Source organism: Methylobacterium guangdongense, assembly GCF_038442355.1.
GTDB classification, from domain to species: Bacteria; Pseudomonadota; Alphaproteobacteria; order Rhizobiales; family Beijerinckiaceae; genus Methylobacterium; species Methylobacterium guangdongense.
In genome coordinates this window covers 194191-212671 of record NZ_JBBXMX010000007.1, presented here as the reverse complement: position 1 = coordinate 212671, position 18481 = coordinate 194191, and the positions used below count along the sequence as shown (strand labels likewise).

Here is an 18481-nt window from a genome sequence, read left to right as displayed (position 1 = left end):
GGTCGGAAAGGCTACGGGATCGTCTTCGACCGCTCGTAGGGGCCGGGAACCAGCGCCGCGTCCGGCAGGCTGCCTTGGACGACGCCGACCGCCTTGAAGACCTCGAACTCCCGCTTCAGCGAGGCGATGTCGGCGGGCTCCAGGCTGACCGTGTAGATGCCGTCCCAGAGGCCCGCGTAGGCGGCGGCGTCGGCGTCGCTCAGGTTCGCGGCCGCCTTCAGGATCCTGGCCACCCCGGGCTTGTCGGCCTTGCCGAAGGCGTAGGCCTTGCGCATCGCGGCCACGACCTTCGCGGGCGCATCCGGGTTCTCAGTCATCCAGGCGTTGCGCATCAGGCCGACACCGAGGATCGGCGGCGCGTCCTGCCGGGTGAGGCGCTTCCATTCCTCCCGGAAGGTGCCGAGGCGGCGCAGCTTGACGTCCGGCAGGAGCGCCAGGGTCACGGTGCGCAGGGCCGCGGCATCGATGTCCTTCTGGACGAGGAATTGCGCGAGCCGGGAGTCGTTGCCGGGCACCGCCTGGTAATCGGCGGGCTTGAGGCCGTGATTGGTCTCCAGGATCGCCGCCGCGATGGCGGCGGTGCCGCTGCCGGCCGGCGAGGTGCCGATCTTCTTGGCCTTGAGGTCGGCCATCGTCTTGATCGGCGAGTCCTCAAGGACCACGAAGTCGAGGTCGGCCACCTGGGTCGCCAGGACGATGCGCATCGGCAGCCCGTCGGCGGTGACGCTCAGCGCCGTCCCCGCGCTCGCCGCGATCGCGAAATCGATGGCCCCGGCCGCCATGGCCTTGGTGGGGGCGTTCACGTCTGGGAACTTGACGTACTCGGGCGTCAGGCCCTCCTTCTCCATGAACTTGCCGGCCTCCAGCACGGCGCCGAAGCCGAGGCTGATGCCGGAACTCCAGTAGCCGATGCGCACCGTCTCGGCGTGTGCGAGGCCGGGCAGGCCGAAGGCGCAGAGCGCGGCGGCGGCGAGGACGCGGATCCGGTTCAAGGCGTTCTCCAGGACGGGGGATGGGAGGGCGTCTGGCGGGCGGGTCCCCGCGCGGCGGCCGTCATGGCTGCGCCGCCTTCTTCCAGGCGAACAGGCGCTGTTCCGCCGGCTTCAGGACGAGCGTCTCGATGCCGATCATCAGGGCGACCAGGGTGAGGGTCCAGGCGAAGACCTGATCGGTCTGGACGAGGTCGGCCGCCTGCCGGAGGCGGTAGCCGATACCGCTGCTCGCCCCGAGCGATTCCGCCACGAGGACGACCCGGGCCCCGAAGCCGATGGCGAGGCGCGCGCCCGCGAAGAAGGCGGGCAGGATCGTCGGCAGGTAGATCTTGGTCAGCACCTTGCGGCGCGGCATCCGGAAGGTGCGGGCGAGCTCGAGATGCTCGGTGCTGACCGTGCGCGTGCCCTGCCAGACATTGGTGAGGATCAGCGGCATCGCGGTCATGAACACCACGAAGATCGTGGTCCAGTTCGAGAGGCCGAACCAGATCAGCGCGAAGATCGCCCAGATCGCCGACGAGACGGTGTTGGTCACGGTCAGCACCGGCTCGAAGAACCGGCCGAGGCGGGGGCTCGCGCCGAGCAGCAGGCCGAGCGGCAGGCCCACCAGGGCCGCGAAGGCGAAGCCGGCGCCGATCCGGCCCAGGGTGATGCCGAGATCGGCGGCGAAGCTCGGCGTACCGACGAGGCCGAGCCACGTGTGCCAGACCCGCGCGGGGCTCGGCAGGACGAAGCTCGGCGCGTGCAGCGATCCGAGCTGCCACGCGGCCAGCGCCAGGGCGAGGAGGGCGAGCCGCTGCAGGAGCAGGCCCGCGCGGCGGCCGGCGACGGACGTCCGCGTCTGCCGGATCAGGCGGGGCGGGGTCTTCACGAGCATCGCGCGCTCGCGGAAGAGAGGCTGATGCGCAGGCGCCGGATCTCCTCGGCGACCTCCGGCGAGAGGGGGTCGCGGGGGTACGGCAGATCGATCGCCCGGACCGTACCGATCCGGCCCGGCCGCGGGTGCAGGACGACCACTTGGCTCGCCAGCACCACCGCCTCCTCGACGTCGTGCGTGACGAAGACCAGGGTCATCGCCCGCAGGTCCGCGATGCGCAGCAGCTCCGCGTGCATCTGGGCGCGGATCTCGGGATCGAGCTTCGAGAACGGCTCGTCGAGGAGCAGGATCTTGGGCTCGGTGACGAGGCTGCGCGCCAGCGCCACGCGGCTGCGCATGCCCCCCGACAATTCGTGCGGGTAGGCGTCGCGGAAGGCTTCGAGCCCGACGAGCCGCAGGGTGGCGTCGACACGCCGCGCCCGCTCCGCCCGGCCCATGCCCCCGGCCTCAAGGCCGAAGGCGACGTTCTGGGCGGCCGTGCGCCAGGGGAGCAGCCGATCCTCCTGGAACATGTAGGTCATGGCCCGCCAGTCGCGGAAGGCGTGCGACGGGATGCCGTTCAGGAGGACGGCACCCTGATCGGGCTCGACCAGTCCGGCGATCATGTTCAGGAGGGTGCTCTTGCCGCAGCCCGACGCGCCCAGGATCGCGACGATCGCGTGCTGCGGGATCGCGATGTCGATGGCGTCGAGGACATGGAGCGGCCCGCCCTCGCGCCGGTCGAACCACTTGCTGACGTGGTCGAGTTCGACGGCGTTCACGGCTCGCCCCCCTCGGCCCGGGACGTCCGCACCGGCGCCACCACGGCGGTGTCGCGCAGGCTGGCGATGACCTTCTCCATCGTCATGGCCCGGAACGTCTCGACGTGGCGGCGCGCCACCAGGGCGGCGCTGTCGGCATCGCCTGCCACCAGATGCTCGATCATCGCGGTGTGGTCGTTCTCGATGTTCGGCCGCACCCCCTGCACGCCGAAGCCGAGGGCGACGAGGCGGGTCATCTCGTCGAGGAGGCCCGACAGCGTCCGGTACAGGCGCCCGTTCCCCGCAGCCGCCGCGATCGCGAGGTGGAAGCCCCGGTTGGCCTCCAGGAAGAAGTCGATCTGGTTGCCCATCTCCACCGTGATCTTGCGGCGGCAGGCCTGCTCCAGGCGCTCGAGATGCGCCCGGTTCACGCGGCCGGCGGCGCCCCGTGCCGCCAGCGGCTCGAGCTCCATCCGCAGGGCGAAGACCTCGTCCACATCCTTCACGGTCACCGGGCTGACCCGGTAGCCGTGCCGCGGCATCGAGCTGACGAGGCCGTCCTGGGCGAGGCGCTGAAGCGCGATGCGGCAGCTCGCCTTGCCGATCGCGAAGCGCTCCGAGACCTCGGCCTCGGTGAAGCGCGTACCGGGCAGGAGGCGGCAGGCGACGATCTCGCGTCGCATCAGGTCGTAGGCCAGATTGCCCTTGTGCGTGGCGTCGGGGACGGCGAGCACCGTCGCCGTCGGGCGAGCGGGCCGGGAGCTGTCATCGCGCATCGTCATGGCACCTCGCCGATCGGGCCTTGAGGTTCCCACAGCAGGCTGTGAGCTGCTCACCACACGCAGAACATGTGCCAACCCGGCGCCGGCCTGGCCGCGCGCCTCCCATCGGTGCGTGGAGCGCCCGCGGACATCGATTTCGGCCGTGCGCCCGGGGGACGTGGAGACGCCGCGTGATCCGCGCAGCACGCTTTGTGGGCACGCCCTGCCCGCGCCAGGGCGTGATGTGCCGAGGGGTTGCCGGGCAGCCCTCTCAAGGTGTTTGCGGACGGACCGGGAGACCAACCAAGCGCGCGCTCCTCCCCCTTGTGGCTACGGGCTACACAGGTTTGAGGCATGCGGCTCGTGACAGGGCGCGACAGGCCCCCTCTCCCGAGCGGGAGAGGGTTGGGGTGAGGGATGAGAACGCGCAGGATCGAGCGCGGGAATGATGCCCCCAACAGGGTGCGCCGGGTTCGGAACGTTCTCGACCCTCACCCTGTCCCTCTCCCGCTCGGGAGAGGGGACCCGCGCCTCGACCTGTCGAGGACGCGCTCGACGGACCGCAAACCTGTGTCGCCCGTAGCCCTTGTGGGGAGGAGTTGGAGATGGGGGTGGTGCAGAAGGCACCGGACCACTCGATCCTGCACCACCCCCATCCCTGGCCCCTCCCCGGAAGGAGATGGAAAAAGTATTATTCCTCAGTATGTCGTAGTCACGGATCGTGACTCTCGCAGCCCGACTAGACAGCTTAAAACGGCTGCCGTTCAACCCGTCTCAGACGCCCGGGCGGGCCCTGGCCGGTGACCAGGATCGGCCGGACGCCGTTTGCCCGGTCTTGGCATCGAAGGTCACGGATGCAACCGTTCGCTGCCGCGGGTGCCGTTCCGGGAACGGGCCCGGAGCCGCGGCGGCGGCGTCATGCGGCAGAGATTGCGCCGAGGCCGGGCAGGCCCGGCGGATCAGGGATTCGGCGGCCCTTCGCCCTGACCCACGATCGGGATACCCTCGATCGGGCATTCCTCGGTCCCGACGCTCTGCCGGGTGATGGCCCGGACGGCGTCGCGGGTTCCGTCGGGATCCTCGATCCAGCGCCGGTAGAAGTCGTAAGGACATTCCGACATCCCGTGCCGGTTCTCCTTCGAGTTGATCATGCCCGTGTAGCCGCGGTGCAGCAGCTTGAAGAGGTGGTTCTCCGACTGGCCGTGGGCGCGGAAATCCCGGATCAGGAACTTCGACAGGGCCGCGTACTGGATGCCCATCTCCTCCTCGCCGCACTCGCCGAGCGTCCGACCGTCGAAGCCGATGATCGCCGAGTGGCCGAAATAGGTGTAGACGCCGTCGAATCCGGCGGCATTCGAGACCGCAACGTAGACGTTGTTGGCGAAGGCCATCGCCTTCGAGATGACGATCTGCTGCTCCTTGGCCGGATACATGTAGCCCTGGCAGCGGATGATCAGCTCGGCGCCGCGCATGGCGCAGTCGCGCCAGATCTCGGGATAATTGCCGTCGTCGCAGATGATCAGGCTGATCTTCAGGCCCTTCGGCCCGTCCGACACGTAGGTGCGGTCGCCCGGATACCAGCCCTCGATCGGGGTCCAGGGCATGATCTTGCGGTACTTCTGCACGATCTCGCCCTGGTCGTTCATCAGGATCAGGGTGTTGTAGGGCGCCTTGTTCGGGTGCTCCTCGTGGCGCTCGCCGGTGAGCGAGAACACGCCCCAGACCTTGGCCTCCCGGCAGGCGGCGGCGAACACCTCGGTCTCGGCGCCCGGGACCGTCGAGGCGGTCTCGTACATCTCGGCGGCGTCGTACATAATGCCGTGGGTCGAGTATTCGGGGAAGATCACGAGGTCGAGGCCGGGCAGGCCGGTCTTCATGCCGACGATCATCCTGCCGATCGCCTTGGCGTTCTCCAGCACCTCCGCGCGGGTGTGCAGGCGCGGCATCTTGTAGTTCACGACGGCGACGCCGACGCTGTCCTGACTGGACGAGATGTCTCCGTGCATCATGGCGTGATGTCCTCCTGACCTGTAAGTCTTCAGCGCTGACGTGCTTCCTCCCCCTTGCGGGGAGGAGTTGGAGGTGGGGGTGGCGCAGAAGGCACCGGGACGCTCGATCCTGAACCACCGCCACCCCTGGCCCCTCCCCGCAAGGGGGAGGGGAAGAGCGTGCGCAGCCCGGAAGGTCGCCTCAGTGGCTGATCATCCAGGGCCTTGCCTTCGGGAAGCTCTTGGCGGCGGCCGGTGCGGCGGTCGTCTTCTTCGGCGAGCAGCAGCCGCAGCCCGCCCCGTGACCGCCCGAGCGCCTGGGCGCGTGGCGGCTGCGCTCGTTGGTGGCGTGGGCGGTCCTGAGGCCTGCATCCATGCCGGCGATGCGCGGCGCGGTGAGGAAGGCGCGCTGGCTCGAGCTGCCGCAATCCGGGCAGGCGTGCGGATCGCGGAACTCGGCCATCGGCCGCATCACCGTGAAGGGCCCGCAGGCCTCGCAGGCGTAGTCGTAGACGGGCATGGGGTGCTTTCAGAGGGGCTGCCGGATCAGATCGCTGCCGGATCAAGCGCGGGTCCCCTCTCCCGTGCGGGAGAGGGACAGGGTGAGGGGCGAGATCTGTCCGGAGAGGTCGCATCCCTCACCCCAACCCTCTCCCGCACGGGAGAGGGGGCAGGTCGCGTCCGGTGAGACCGAAATGCCCACCGGACGACCGGAAGATCACAGATCCGGCGAGAGCGGCATCTGGATCGAGCCGTCGAGGAACTGGGTCGGTCCGTCGGCGCCCGGGTTGATGTCGAACTCGAAGATCTTGGTCGGTATCCAGAGGGTCGCGCAGGCGTTCGGGATGTCGACGACGCCCGAGATGTGGCCCTGGACCGGCGCCGTGCCGAGGATCGAGTAGGCCTGGGCGCCCGAATAGCCGAACTTCTTGAGGTACTCGATCGCGTTCAGGCAGGCCTGCCGGTAGGCGATGTGGACGTCGAGGTAATGCTGGCCGCCGCTCTCGTCGACCGAGATGCCCTCGAAGATCAGGTGGTCGTCGTATTTCGGCGTGATCGGCGACGGCTTGAAGATCGGGTTCTTGATCCCGTACTTCGCCATGCCGTCCTTGATCAGCTCGACCTTGAGATGGACCCAGCCGGCCATCTCGATGGCGCCGCAGAAGGTGATCTCGCCGTCGCCCTGGCTGAAGTGCAGGTCGCCCATCGAGAGGCCGGCGCCGGGGACGTAGACCGGGAAGTAGATCTTCGAGCCGCGCGACAGGTCCTTGATGTCGCAATTGCCGCCGTGCTCGCGGGGCGGGACCGTGCGGGCGCCGGTGGCGGCGGCCGCGTCCTTCGCGTCGCCCTTCAGACGGCCCATATGGGCCGTCGGGCCGAAGGGCAGCGTGGCCAGCGCCGGCACGCGCTCCGGATCGGTGTCGTAGAGCGCCTTCTCGCGGGTGTTCCAGGTCTCCAGCATCTTGGGATCGGGCAGGCAGCCGATCAGGCCGGGATGGATCAGGCCCGGGAAGCGCACGCCCGGCACGTGGCGGGACTTGGTGAACATGCCCTCGAAGTCCCAGATCGACTTCTGGGCCTGCGGGAAGTGCTCGGTGAGGAAGCCGCCGCCGTTCTTCTTCGAGAAGAAGCCGTTGAAGCCCCACTGGCTCTCGGGCTTGGCGCCGATGTCGAGGAGATCGACCACCAGCAGATCGCCGGGCTCGGCGCCCTCGACGCCGATCGGGCCCGAGAGGAAGTGCACGATCGACAGGTCGATGTCGCGCACGTCGTCGGCGGAATCGTTGTTTTTGATGAAGCCGCCGGTCCAGTCGTAGGTCTCGACGATGAAGTCGGCGCCCGGCTTCACATAGGCGACCATCGGGATGTCCGGGTGCCAGCGGTTGTGCACCATGTCGTTGTCGTAGGCCGATTGCGTGAGATCGACCTTGATCAGCGTCTCGGGCATGTTCTGTCTCCAGCTCCCTAGAACCTTGGGGCGGACCCCATCCGCGCGCCGGTGCGCGAATCTCACCCGCTCGCGAGCAGCTCGTTCAGCGCGTCGTCGAGGACCTTGATGTCGTCCGGGCTGGTGCCGGGCCCGCCCGCGAAATGGCCCCACCACGTGTCGATCACGCGCAGCTCCGCGTTCGGCATGGCAGCCGCCTCGATGGCGTTGTCCTTGGGCGGGAAATACAGATCCGTGGAGGCGGGCATCAGGATCGCCTGGGCGCGGATGGCGCCGAGCGCCGCCATGAAGTCGCCCTTGAAGGTGTCGTTGGCGCTGATGTCGCCGTGCTGCCACGTCCACAGCATGGCGAGCAGGTTGTTGGCGTCGCGTTCGTAGAACAGGCCTTCCCAGAACCCGATCAGGAAGTCCTCAAGCGAGGCGTAGCCCATGTGGGTGATGTCGGCCTCGAGCCGGTAGAAGGTCTGCGACAGGCCCCAGCCGGCATAGACCCGGCCGAAGGCGCGCAGCCCCCGCGTCGGCGGGCTCGTGTACCAGCCCTCCGCCCAGGCGGCGTCGGCCTGGAGCGCCGCCTTGGCGCCCTCCAGGAAGACGTAGTTGTGCCGCGAGCACTTGGCCGAGCCCTGAAACGGCAGGATCTTCGGCACCATGTCGGGGTACATCGACGCCCAGTGGTAGGTCTGGAGCGCGCCCATCGACCAGCCGGTGACGAGCACGAGTTTCTCGATGCCGAAATGCTCGGTGACGAGGCGGTGCTGGGCGCGGACGTTGTCGTAGGCGGTGACGTTGGGGAAGCGCGGCCCGTTCCAGGGCGCAGGCGTGTTGCTCGGCGAGGACGAGAGCCCGTTGCCGAACATGTTCGGGATGATGATGAAGTACTTGTCCGGGTCGAGCGCCTTGCCGGGGCCGATCAGCCATTCGTTCTCGGTGTGCTGGCCCGAGTACCAGGTCGGGTAGACGATGGCGTTGTCCTTGGCGGGGCTCAGAGTCCCGAAGGTCTTGTAGGCGAGCTTGGCCGCGCGCAGCGTCTTGCCGCACTGAAGGACGAAGTCGCCGAGTTCAAAGATCTCGTAATCGGCCATTCCGCGCTCCTCAGACCGACAGGAACCGGGCCACCGCCGCCTCGTCGATCCCGTCGCGCGGGGCCTCGTGGACGATGGCGCCGTTCTCCAGCACGATCACCCGGTCGGCGACGTCGAGGGCGAAGCTCAGGACCTGTTCGGACACCACGATGGACAGGCCGCGCGCGTCGCGGATCTTCTTGAGCGTCCGGCCCATCTCGCGGATGATCGAGGGCTGGATGCCCTCGGTGGGCTCGTCGAGGAGCAGGACCTTCGGCCGGCTCGCCAGCGCCCGGGCGATGGCGAGCTGCTGCTGCTGCCCGCCCGACAGGTTGCCGCCGCGCCTTCCCTTCATCTCCAGGAGCACCGGGAACATGTCGTAGAGGTCCTGCGGTACCTTGCGGGTGCCGGTGACCGTGAGCCCGGTCTCGATGTTCTCCTGCACCGTCATGGTGGAAAAAATCATCCGGCCCTGCGGCACGTAGGCGAGGCCCTTGGCGACCCGGGCGTGGCTCTTGAGGCCGGCCACGTCCGCGCCCTCGACCCGGATCGACCCGGCCTTGACGGGAACGAGGCCCATCAGGGTCTTCATCAGCGTGGTCTTGCCCATGCCGTTGCGGCCCATCACGGCGACGATCTCGCCGGGGGCCACCGAGAAGGTGAGCCCGTGCAGGACCTCGCTCTGGCCGTAGGCGGCGTGCAGGTCCTCGACGGCGAGGGCCGGCGTCGCGGAGGGGATCGTGGCGAGCGGGGGCGCCTGGACCAGGGGCGGATGCGCGGTCTGGAGCGAGCCCATCGTCAATGTCCCAGATACACTTCGATGACCTTCGGGTCGTTCTTGACCCGCTCCATCGAGCCCTCAGACAGCACCTTGCCCTGGTGCAGGACGGTCACCCGGTGGGCGATGTCCTCGACGAACTTCATGTCGTGCTCGATCACCAGCACCGAGCGGCCCTTGATGATCTGGTTGAGGAGCTCTGCGGTCTTGATCCGCTCACCGACGCTCATCCCGGCCACCGGCTCGTCGAGCATCAGCAGTTCCGGGTCCTGGATCAGCAGCATGCCGATCTCCAGCCACTGCTTCTGGCCGTGGCTCAGGAACTCGGCCCGCTCCTTGAGCTGGTCCTTCAGGAAGATCGTCTCGGCGATGGCGTGGATCCGGTCGCGGACCTCGGCGTCGCGCTTGAAGGTCAGGGCGCCGAAGACCGAGCGCCCGCGGGGGAACGAGATCTCCAGGTTCTCGAACACCGTCAGGTCGTCGTAGATCGACGGCGTCTGGAACTTGCGGCCGACGCCGGCCTGCACGATCGCGCTCTCGGAGAGCTTGGTCAGCTCCTGGCCCTTGTACTTGATCGAGCCGGCGCTGGCCTTGGTCCGCCCGCAGATCAGGTCGAGGACCGTGGTCTTGCCGGCGCCGTTCGGGCCGATGATCACCCGGATCTCGTCGGGTTCGACGTAGAACGACACGTCGTTGACCGCCTTGAACCCGTCGAACGAGACCGTCAGCGCCTCGACCGCGAGGAGGTGATCGGGCGGGGCCGCCTCGGCGCCGACCACGGGGGAGGAGAGGATCGCGGCGTTCATGGCGTGCTCACTCGGCCGGGGCGCCAACGGGCGCGCTTTCGGGCGGGACGATGGCGGGTTCGGGCGCCTGCAGGCCCTTCACCCGGCGGGTGAGGCGCGGCTCGATCTGCTCGCGCCAGATCCCCGCGAGGCCGTTCGGGAAGGCCAGCACCACCGCGATGAACAGGGCGCCGAGGCCGAACAGCCAGAGGTCCGGGAAGCTCTCGGAGAAGCTGGTCTTGGCCCAGTTGACCAAGAGCGTGCCCCAGACCGCGCCGAACAGGGACAGGCGCCCGCCGACCGCGGCGTAGATCACCATCTCGATCGAGGGGACGATGCCCACGAAGGAGGGCGACATGAACCCGACCTGGAGGGTGAACATCGCGCCGCCGATGGCCGCGAGGCCGGCGGCGAAGCAGAAGGCGAAGACCTTGAACCCCGCCACCGAGTAGCCGGAGAAGCGGACCCGATCCTCCTTGTCGCGCATGGCGACGAGGATGCGCCCGAGCTTCGATTTCTTCACGTACTGCGCCGCCAGGATGCAGGCGATCAGCAGGCCGCCGTTGACGAAGTACAGGATGGTCTTGGCGCCATCGGTGCGGATGTCCCAGCCGTGGAGGGTGCGCAGGTCGGTGATGCCGTTGATGCCGCCGGTATAGCCCTGCTGGCCGACGATCAGGATCGTCAGGATCGCGGCGATCGCCTGGGTGATGATGGCGAAATAGGTGCCGCCGACCCGGCGCTTGAACATCGCGAAGGAGATCAGCATCGCGAACAGGACCGGGACGGCGACCGTCAGGATCAGCGTCAGCGGCAGGCTCTTGAACGGCTGCCAGAACCAGGGGAGCGCCGTGATCTGGTTCCAGTCCATGAAGTCCGGGATGCCGGGCGTCGACTGGATTTTCGTATTCTCGATGCTCGAAGCTTCCAGCTTCAGATACATCGCCATGCCGTAGCCGCCGAGGCCGAAGAACACGCCCTGGCCCAGCGAGAGGATGCCCGCGTAGCCCCAGCAGATCACCAGTCCGAGGGCGACGAACGCGTAGGTGAGGTACTTGCCGACGAGGTTGAGGCGGAAGCTGTCGAGCATCAGCGGCAGGACGACCAGGATCACCCCGGCCAGGAGGAAGAGGCTCAGCCACTCCACCGGCTTCATGAACGGGTTGTCGTTGACGGTGACCGACTTGGTGAGGGTCTGGACGGGGTTGGTCATCGTGAAATGATCCTCAGCGCCGGACCTTGAGGGTGAAGAGGCCCTGGGGCCTCAGCATCAGGATGCCGACCACCGCGAGCAGGGTGATCACCTTGGCCATCGAGCCGGAGAGGAAGAATTCCAGGGTCGACTGCGTCTGCGAGATCGAGAAGGCCGACGCGATGGTGCCCAAGAGGCTCGCGGCGCCGCCGAACACGACGATCAGGAAGGTGTCGACGATGTAGAGCTGGCCGGAGGTCGGCCCGGTGGAGCCGATCATCGTGAAGGCCGAGCCGGCGATGCCCGCGATGCCGCAGCCGAGGCCGAAGGTGTAGCGGTCGACCTTCTCGGTATCGATGCCCACCGCCCCCGCCATGGCGCGGTTCGACATCACGGCGCGGACCTGCTGGCCGAAGCGCGAGCGGAAGATCAGCAGCGCGACGCTGACGGTGATCAGGATGGTGACGGCCATGACGAACAGGCCGTTGATCGGGATCTCGATCGTGTCGGTGACCTGCACCGAGCCGATCAGCCAAGAGGGCAATTCGACGCCGACCTCGCGGGCGCCGAAGATCGACCGGTAGGCCTGCTGAAGGATCAGCGACAGGCCCCAGGTGGCCAGAAGCGTATCGAGCGGGCGCTTGTAGAGGAACCGGATCAGGCCCCATTCCACCAGCATCCCTAAGGCCCCGGAGGCGAGGAACGCCAGGCCCATGGCGATGAAGAAGTAGATCGGGAACAGCGCCGGCAGGTAGGTCTGGAAGACGGTCGAGCAGAGATAGGTGACGTAGGCGCCGAGGATCATGAACTCCCCGTGGGCCATGTTGATCACGCCCATCTGGCCGAAGATGATCGCAAGCCCGAGCGCCATCAGCAGGTAGACGGAGAACAGGATCAGGCCGGCGAAGCCCTGCATGGCGAAGATCGCGCCGAGGTCGCCGAGGGAATAGTCGCCGAGCATGTCTTGGTCTTCCGCTGCAGATCGGGGCGGAGGGCGAGCGTCCTCCGAGCGGATTGTTCGGTGCCGGTTCTGAAGTCCGCGACGGACCCCCTCTCCCGTGCGGGAGAGGGTTGGGGTGAGGGACCAGGTTCTTCCGGAGAGGTCGCATCCCTCACCCTGTCCCTCTCCCGCACGGGAGAGGGGACCCGCGCTTGATCGGATGAGCGGCGGCGCGGACTGTGTGCGGGCCTGGGGCTATTGATATCCCTTCGGGAACGGATCCGGCTTGATCAGCTCGGGGCTGGTGTAGACGATCTCGAACTGGCCATCGGTCTTCGCCCGGCCGACCCGCGTCTTCGACCAGAGGTGATGGCTCTCGTCGATCTTGACGTAGCCTTCCGGCGCAGCCTTGAACTCGATCCCCGGCGAGGCCGCCACCACCTTGTCGACGTCGAACGAGCCGGCCTTCTCGCAGGCCATCTTCCACAGGTAGGGGCCGAGATAGGCAGCCTGCGTCACGTCGCCGATGACGGTCTTCTCGCCCCACATCTTCTTGAAGGCGGCGACGAAGGCCTTGTTGTTCTCGTTGTCGATCGACTGGAAGTACTTCATGCAGGCATAGGCCCCGGCGATGTTCTCGCCGCCGATGCCGTCGATCTCGTCCTCGGTGACCGAGATCGTCATCAGCACCTGCTTCGACAGATCGATGCCCGCCGCCTTGAGCTGCTTGTAGAACGCCACGTTCGAGCCGCCGACCACGTCGGCGAAGATCACCTTCGGCTTGGTCAGCTTGATCTTGTTGATCACCGAGTTGAACTGGGTGTGGCCGAGCGGGAAGTACTCCTCGCCCACCACCTTGCCCTTGAGCACGTTCTCGACATGCTTGCGGGCGATCTTGTTGGAGGTGCGCGGCCAGATATAGTCCGAGCCGATGAAGTAGAAGCTGTCGCCGCCCTTCTCCTTGTGCACCCAGTCGAGGCCGGCGAGGATCTGCTGCGTCGCTTCCTGGCCGGTGTAGAAGACGTTCTTCGACTGCTCCAGGCCCTCGTAGAAGGTCGGGTAATAGAGCAGGCCGTTATACTGCTCGAACACGGGCAGCACCGCCTTGCGCGAGGCCGAGGTCCAGCAGCCCATCACGGCGGCGCAATGGTCGTTGACCAGGAGCTTCTTGGCCTTCTCGGCGAAGGTCGGCCAGTCGGAGGCGCCGTCCTCCTGGATGATCTTGATCTTGCGGCCGAGCACGCCGCCGGCATCGTTGATCTGCTGGATCGCGAGCTTTTCCGCCTCCTGCGCGCCCGTCTCGGAGATCGCCATCGTGCCGGTGATCGAGTGCAGGATGCCGACCGTCACCTCGCTGTCGGTCACCGCCAAGCCGGTGCTGTTGACCGCCGCGGTCGCGGGCGCGGCCCAGGCCGTCCGCGGCATCAGCGCCAACGCCGGGGCGCCGGCCAGCCCCATGAGCAGCTTGCGCCGCAACGGGGAGCGCAAGCCGTGATCCGCGCCCTTGTCGGTGTCGTCTGCCATCTGCCTGACCCTGTTCCCGTCCGGGGCCTTGCGAGGCGGCCGCGGATCGACGAGCGCAGGCTAGGTCGGCTGCCGCGGTGCAGCATATACGCTGTTTTGCGTATGGCCGGCCTCTTGCCTCTCCCGCAGAGTCGATCCGTCTCGTTCAGGAACAGATGACGCTCGGGGTCGCGTATTCACGCCGCGTAAGGGCGCTATGGACTGCGCGTTGCAAGTCACGCGCGGTTGAGGTCGCTTGCCGCGGTGGCGCCAGCCGAGGCCGGACCGGCGGCCGATGAGCGGCCCGCAGCGCATCATCCCGATCCGGCGCGATTACAATCGCTTCGTCGCGGACGAGACCCTCGAGGATTACGCGCTGCGCTTCACGGCCAAGAAGGCCCGGCGCTGGTCCGGCTTCGAGGTCGCCCTGACGGCGCTCGGCTCGGTCTCGTTTCTGGCCCTGGAGGCGATCGGCGGCACGCTCGTCCTCACCGCCGGCTTCGTCAACGCCCTGGCGGCGATCCTCGTCGTCGGCCTGATCATCTTCGCCACCGCGGCACCGATCACCACCTACGCGGCACGCTACGGCGTCGACATGGATCTGCTCACCCGCGGGGCCGGCTTCGGCTATCTCGGCTCGACGGTCACGTCGCTGATCTACGCAAGCTTCACCTTCCTGTTCTTCGCCATCGAGGCGGCGATCATGGCGCTCGCGCTGCAACTCTGCCTCGGATTGCCGCTCTGGCTCGGCTATCTGGTCTGCGCGAGCGCGGTGATCCCGCTCGTGGCCTACGGCATCCGGCTGATCAGCCGGCTCCAGATCTGGACGCAGCCGCTCTGGCTCGCCCTCGGCCTGCTGCCCCTCATCTGCATCGCCGTCCGGAATCCCGCCGCGTTGCATGACCTCGCCACGTTCCCGGGCCTCGACGGCGGGGGGGACGGCTTCGATCTGGTCCGCTTCGGCACCGCCACCGGCGTGCTGCTGGCGCTGCTGGCGCAGGTCGGCGAGCAGGTGGATTTCCTGCGCTTCGTGCCCGAGCCGGCGGCCGGGCGCGACCGGGCCTGGTGGCTGGCCGTGCTGGCGGGCGGCGCCGGCTGGATCCTGCCCGGCATGGTCAAGATCCTGCTCGGGGCCGGGCTCGCCGTCCTCGCCCTCGGGCACGGCGTCCCGCCCGACGCGGCCGCCGAGCCGACCGAGATGTACCGCATCGCCTTCGGCTACGTGACGGGCGGGAACGGCGAGGCGGCGCTTCTGATGATGGGGGCCTTCGTCCTCGTCTCGCAGCTCAAGATCAACTTAACCAACGCCTATGCGGGCTCGATCGCGTGGTCGAACTTCTTCTCGCGCCTCACGCACAGCCATCCGGGCCGGGTCGTCTGGCTGGTCTTCAACGTCGCCATCGCCGTGCTGCTGATGATGCTCGGCATCGACAAGACGATCGAGAGCACCCTTCCGCTCTATGCCTGCGTCGTCTCGGCCTGGGTCGGGGCGCTCGCTGCCGACCTCGCCGTCAACAAGCCGCTGGGCCTGTCGCCGCCCGGCATCGAGTTCAAGCGGGCGCATCTCTACGCGGTCAACCCGGTCGGCACCGGGGCGATGCTGCTCGCCCTGGCGGCGGGCTGCCTGCTCCACCTCGGTCTCCTGGGCGCGATGCCGCGGGCCTTCGCCCCGCTGCTGACCCTCGCCATCGCGTTCTGCACGGCGCCGGCCCTGGCCTGGGCGACGGGAGGACGCTGGTATCTGGCCCGGACCCCGCGCGCGGATTGGGGGACGGGGGAGATCACCTGCCGGGTCTGCGAGCTGGCCTTCGAGGGCGAGGACATGGCCCATTGTCCGGCCTACGACGCCCCGATCTGCTCGCTCTGCTGCTCCCTCGACGCGCGCTGCGGCGACCTCTGCAAGCCGCACGGCCGGCTGGAGGTCCAGGCCCAGGAGACCCTCGGTCGTATCCTGCCGCGCCGCACCGCCGCCTGGATCGGCGCGCCGCTCGGTCGCTATCTCGCGGTGATGCTGACGCTGTGCACGGTGATCGGGCTGATCCTCGGCGTCGTGCATGCGGGCGCGAGCCTCGCCCACCCGGACCATCGCGACGTCCTGCGCGCGGCGCTGACCAGCGTGTTCTTCATCCTCGTCGTCATCCTCGGGGTCGTCGCGTGGCTGTTCGTGCTCGCGCAGGAGAGCCGGCGGGTCGCCCAGGCCGAGACGCGGCGCCAGACCGCCCTCTACGAGGCCGAGATCGCGGCCCACAAGGTGACCGACGCCAAGCTCCAGGACGCCAAGGAGCGGGCCGAGGCCGCCAACCACGCCAAGAGCCGCTACGTCGTCGGCCTCAGCCACGAATTGCGGACCCCGCTCTCCAGCGTGCTCGGCTATGCCCAGCTCCTCGAGACGGACCCGTCGATCCCCGCCGGCCGCCTCAACGGCATCCGGGTGATCCGGCGCAGCGCCCAGCACCTCTCGGGCCTGATCGACGGGCTCCTCGACATCTCGCGGATGGAGGCGGGCCGCCTGCAGATCAACCGCGACGAGATCCGGCTCGCGGATTTCCTCGACCAGCTCGCCGACATGATCCGGCTCCAGGCGCGCGAGGCCGGGCTCGACTTCCGCTTCACGCGTCCCGAGATCCTGCCGCAGGTCGTCGCCACCGACGAGAAGCGCCTCAGACAGGTGCTTCTCAACCTGCTCTCGAACGCCATCAAGTTCACGCCGCGCGGGACGGTTTCGCTCGATCTGAGCTACCGCAGCCAGGTCGCGGTCTTCACGATCCGCGACACGGGCCCCGGCATCCCGGAGGCCGATCTGGCCCGGATCTTCGAGCCGTTCGAGCGCGGCTCGACGCCGGCGGCCCGCAGCACGCCCGGGACCGGGCTCGGGCTGACCATCGCCAACCTGCTGGCGCAACTCCTCGGCGGGGAGATCGCCCTGACGCCCGCGCCGGGCGGGGGAACGCAGGCGCGCCTGCGCCTGATGCTGGCCGCGGTGACGCAGCCGGCCCTCACGCCCGCATCCGCCGCCGCGCCCGTGTCCCGCCCGGAGCCAGCCTATGCGGGGCCGCGCCGGACCGTGCTCGTGGTGGACGACGATACGGCGCACCGTACCCTGATGCGCGCCATCCTCGAACCGCGCGGGCTCACCGTGCGCGAGGCCGAGACGGGACCGGCCTGCCTCGCGGCCGTCGCGGAGACGAAGGGGCCGGAGGGGATCGACCTGATCCTTCTGGACATCGCGATGCCCGGCCTGAGCGGCTGGGACGTGGCGGCGGCGCTGCGCGCGCGGGGCTATGCCGGGCCGATCGCGATGATGTCCGCCAACGTCCACGAACTCGGCCCCCTGCGGGGCGACAGCCCGCCCCACGACGCGATCCTCACCAAGCCCTTCGACCTGCGCGACGTGCTGGACCGGACCGGTGCCCTGCTGCGCCTCGACTGGGCGGAGGGGCCTGGGTCATCCCCCACGGCTGCCGCACCGGACGATCAGCCCGCGCCGGCCCGCCCCGGCGCGGGCCATGTCGGCGAATTGCTGCGGCTCGGTCGCATCGGCCATATCCGCGGCATCGAGGCGAAGCTTGCGGCGATGGAGCAGGACGAGGCCGTGCCTCAGGCTTTCGTCGTGCAGATGCGCGGCTTGATCGCCGGCTACGACCTGCGCCGCTACCTCACGGTCTTGAAGGAGCTCGCCGGCGATGCGTGAGCCCGGCCGCGACGTGATCCTCGTGGTCGACGATTCGCCCGAGACGCTGAGCTTCCTGACGGAGGCGATCGAGCGCTCGGGCGCGACCGTGCTGATCGCGGTGGCGGGCGATCTCGCCCTCGCCCTCGTCGACGAGGTCACCCCCGACGTGATCCTGCTCGATGCGGTCATGCCCGGCCTCGACGGCTTCGAAACCTGCCGCCGTCTCAAAGCGAAGCCGCACCTCGCCGGCGTGCCGGTGATCTTCATGACGGGCCTGAGCGAGACCGAGCACATCGTCCGCGGCCTCGACGCCGGCGGCGTCGACTACGTGACGAAGCCCATCGTCCCCGACGAGCTCCTGGCCCGCATCCGCACCCACCTCGCCGGGGCGCGCTCCGCCCGCTCTGCCCGCACGGCTCTCGACGCGATGGGTCGGACCCTGCTGGCGGTCTCAGGCACTGGACGGGTCCTGTGGTGTACGCCGCAGGCCGGACAGCTCATCGCCGCCCTGGCTCCGGCGCGCGACGGCGTGCTGTCCCTGCCGCCTGAGGCCGTCGCTTGGCTGCGAGCCTGTCTCGCCGGGACGACGTCCAGCCCCCTGACCCTGAAGGATCCGAAGGGAGCACCGCACATGCTCACGTTCGTCGGCGGCACGGCCGACGAGATCCTGCTGCGCCTCGCGCAGGACGATCCGGCCCTGAGCCTCGCCCGGTTGCGCGCGGGCCTGCCCATCACCGCGCGTGAGGCGGAGGTCCTGTTCTGGCTATCTCAAGGCAAGTCGAGCCGGGACATCGGGGAAATCCTGGGCCTGAGCCACCGGACCGTGACCAAACATCTCGAAGCCATTTATGCCAAGCTTGGCGTTGAGAACAGAACCGCAGCTTCCATGATTGCCAATCGTTGCCTGCAGGGCGGCGGTTGACGTTTCGCTTCAGAGCGCCCTCTGCCGAAGGGGAGACCGGTTCGGCGCAGGAGAGCGCGTCACAACAGGGGCTTGGGGCCGTGCCTCGTCGCCCGCAACCAACTCAAACGGTCCGTCGGACCCTTCAAGGGCGTTGCGCACCGGTGGCTTAGCCCTGTGGCCGGCACCTTGCCCCGGACCTTCATCCTGACCCTGGGCTTCTCGCCCGCGCCCCTGCGACGCAGGCGGCCCGAGGCCGGCGCAGTGCCCTGCACGCCCGTTGGTCGCCCGACCCGGTCGGCGGCCGACTGGCGTGCCGCGGGACATCCGACGACGACGTGC

Annotated in this window: 15 protein-coding genes; 2 read left to right on the top strand and 13 right to left on the bottom strand. The window is 68.6% G+C overall.

What is annotated here, in order from left to right; genetic code table 11:
* Positions 1–11: 11 nt before the first annotated feature.
* The 13 genes from AAHG09_RS15855 to urtA all read right to left on the bottom strand — a co-directional run bounded on the left by AAHG09_RS15855 (position 12) and on the right by urtA (position 13586).
* Positions 12–992: an ABC transporter substrate-binding protein gene (locus AAHG09_RS15855; protein WP_342108384.1), complete on the bottom strand. Its 981-nt coding sequence runs from the start codon at positions 990–992 to the stop codon at positions 12–14.
* A 61-nt stretch (positions 993–1053) separates the two neighbouring features.
* A complete protein-coding gene (locus tag AAHG09_RS15850) occupies positions 1054–1869 on the bottom strand; it encodes an ABC transporter permease (protein WP_342108383.1) in 816 nt (271 codons plus the stop codon).
* Positions 1860–2630, bottom strand: a complete 771-nt coding sequence (locus AAHG09_RS15845) for an ABC transporter ATP-binding protein (protein WP_342108382.1) — start codon at positions 2628–2630, stop codon at positions 1860–1862. The genes AAHG09_RS15850 and AAHG09_RS15845 overlap by 10 nt, the downstream gene beginning before the upstream one ends.
* Positions 2627–3391 carry a GntR family transcriptional regulator gene (locus tag AAHG09_RS15840; RefSeq protein WP_342108381.1) on the bottom strand — a complete coding sequence of 255 codons (765 nt, stop codon included), beginning with the start codon at positions 3389–3391 and terminating at the stop codon, positions 2627–2629. The genes AAHG09_RS15845 and AAHG09_RS15840 overlap by 4 nt, the downstream gene beginning before the upstream one ends.
* Before the next feature lie 938 nt (positions 3392–4329).
* The gene (locus AAHG09_RS15835; RefSeq protein ID WP_342108380.1) at positions 4330–5379 is read right to left on the bottom strand and encodes an aliphatic amidase; all 1050 of its coding nucleotides are present in this window, start codon (positions 5377–5379) and stop codon (positions 4330–4332) included.
* Positions 5380–5560: 181 nt separating this feature from the next.
* On the bottom strand, positions 5561–5878 hold the full coding sequence (locus tag AAHG09_RS15830; RefSeq protein WP_342108379.1) for an FmdB family zinc ribbon protein: 318 nt from the start codon (positions 5876–5878) through the stop codon (positions 5561–5563).
* 198 nt (positions 5879–6076) lie between these two features.
* Positions 6077–7306 (bottom strand): formamidase, encoded by a 1230-nt coding sequence (fmdA, locus tag AAHG09_RS15825; RefSeq protein ID WP_043760420.1) that lies wholly within the window; start codon positions 7304–7306, stop codon positions 6077–6079.
* Positions 7307–7368: 62 nt separating this feature from the next.
* Positions 7369–8388: an alpha/beta fold hydrolase gene (locus AAHG09_RS15820; protein ID WP_342108378.1), complete on the bottom strand. Its 1020-nt coding sequence runs from the start codon at positions 8386–8388 to the stop codon at positions 7369–7371.
* A gap of 10 nt (positions 8389–8398) precedes the next feature.
* The gene (gene urtE / locus AAHG09_RS15815; RefSeq protein ID WP_342108377.1) at positions 8399–9163 is read right to left on the bottom strand and encodes an urea ABC transporter ATP-binding subunit UrtE; all 765 of its coding nucleotides are present in this window, start codon (positions 9161–9163) and stop codon (positions 8399–8401) included.
* A gap of 2 nt (positions 9164–9165) precedes the next feature.
* Entirely contained in the window at positions 9166–9951 is a 786-nt protein-coding gene (gene urtD / locus AAHG09_RS15810; protein ID WP_243966584.1) for an urea ABC transporter ATP-binding protein UrtD, read from the bottom strand.
* Between the two features lie 7 nt (positions 9952–9958).
* The gene (gene urtC, locus AAHG09_RS15805; protein ID WP_342108376.1) at positions 9959–11143 is read right to left on the bottom strand and encodes an urea ABC transporter permease subunit UrtC; all 1185 of its coding nucleotides are present in this window, start codon (positions 11141–11143) and stop codon (positions 9959–9961) included.
* Between the two features lie 13 nt (positions 11144–11156).
* Positions 11157–12083, bottom strand: a complete 927-nt coding sequence (gene urtB / locus AAHG09_RS15800; protein WP_342108375.1) for an urea ABC transporter permease subunit UrtB — start codon at positions 12081–12083, stop codon at positions 11157–11159.
* Between the two features lie 234 nt (positions 12084–12317).
* Positions 12318–13586, bottom strand: coding sequence for an urea ABC transporter substrate-binding protein (urtA, locus tag AAHG09_RS15795; RefSeq protein ID WP_342108374.1), 1269 nt, complete (start codon positions 13584–13586; stop codon positions 12318–12320).
* A 274-nt stretch (positions 13587–13860) separates the two neighbouring features.
* On the opposite strand from urtA, the gene AAHG09_RS15790 reads away from it, so the two are divergent.
* Positions 13861–17256 (top strand): hybrid sensor histidine kinase/response regulator, encoded by a 3396-nt coding sequence (locus tag AAHG09_RS15790; RefSeq protein WP_342108373.1) that lies wholly within the window; start codon positions 13861–13863, stop codon positions 17254–17256.
* On the top strand, positions 17249–18160 hold the full coding sequence (locus AAHG09_RS15785; RefSeq protein WP_342108372.1) for a DNA-binding response regulator: 912 nt from the start codon (positions 17249–17251) through the stop codon (positions 18158–18160). Before AAHG09_RS15790 ends, AAHG09_RS15785 begins: the two co-directional genes overlap by 8 nt.
* Positions 18161–18481 lie beyond the last annotated feature (321 nt).

Excerpts from the sequence above, each read along its gene's own strand:
- urtD (WP_243966584.1), bottom strand. The coding sequence starts at position 9,951 with ATGAACGCCGCGATCCTCTCCTCCCCCGTGGTCGGCGCCGAGGCGGCC.
- AAHG09_RS15785 (WP_342108372.1), top strand. The coding sequence starts at position 17,249 with ATGCGTGAGCCCGGCCGCGACGTGATCCTCGTGGTCGACGATTCGCCC.
- urtE (WP_342108377.1), bottom strand. The coding sequence starts at position 9,163 with ATGGGCTCGCTCCAGACCGCGCATCCGCCCCTGGTCCAGGCGCCCCCG.
- urtC (WP_342108376.1), bottom strand. The coding sequence starts at position 11,143 with ATGACCAACCCCGTCCAGACCCTCACCAAGTCGGTCACCGTCAACGAC.
- AAHG09_RS15840 (WP_342108381.1), bottom strand. The coding sequence starts at position 3,391 with ATGACGATGCGCGATGACAGCTCCCGGCCCGCTCGCCCGACGGCGACG.
- AAHG09_RS15850 (WP_342108383.1), bottom strand. The coding sequence starts at position 1,869 with ATGCTCGTGAAGACCCCGCCCCGCCTGATCCGGCAGACGCGGACGTCC.
- urtA (WP_342108374.1), bottom strand. The coding sequence starts at position 13,586 with ATGGCAGACGACACCGACAAGGGCGCGGATCACGGCTTGCGCTCCCCG.
- AAHG09_RS15790 (WP_342108373.1), top strand. The coding sequence starts at position 13,861 with ATGAGCGGCCCGCAGCGCATCATCCCGATCCGGCGCGATTACAATCGC.
- AAHG09_RS15830 (WP_342108379.1), bottom strand. The coding sequence starts at position 5,878 with ATGCCCGTCTACGACTACGCCTGCGAGGCCTGCGGGCCCTTCACGGTG.
- fmdA (WP_043760420.1), bottom strand. The coding sequence starts at position 7,306 with ATGCCCGAGACGCTGATCAAGGTCGATCTCACGCAATCGGCCTACGAC.
- AAHG09_RS15820 (WP_342108378.1), bottom strand. The coding sequence starts at position 8,388 with ATGGCCGATTACGAGATCTTTGAACTCGGCGACTTCGTCCTTCAGTGC.
- AAHG09_RS15835 (WP_342108380.1), bottom strand. The coding sequence starts at position 5,379 with ATGATGCACGGAGACATCTCGTCCAGTCAGGACAGCGTCGGCGTCGCC.
- urtB (WP_342108375.1), bottom strand. The coding sequence starts at position 12,083 with ATGCTCGGCGACTATTCCCTCGGCGACCTCGGCGCGATCTTCGCCATG.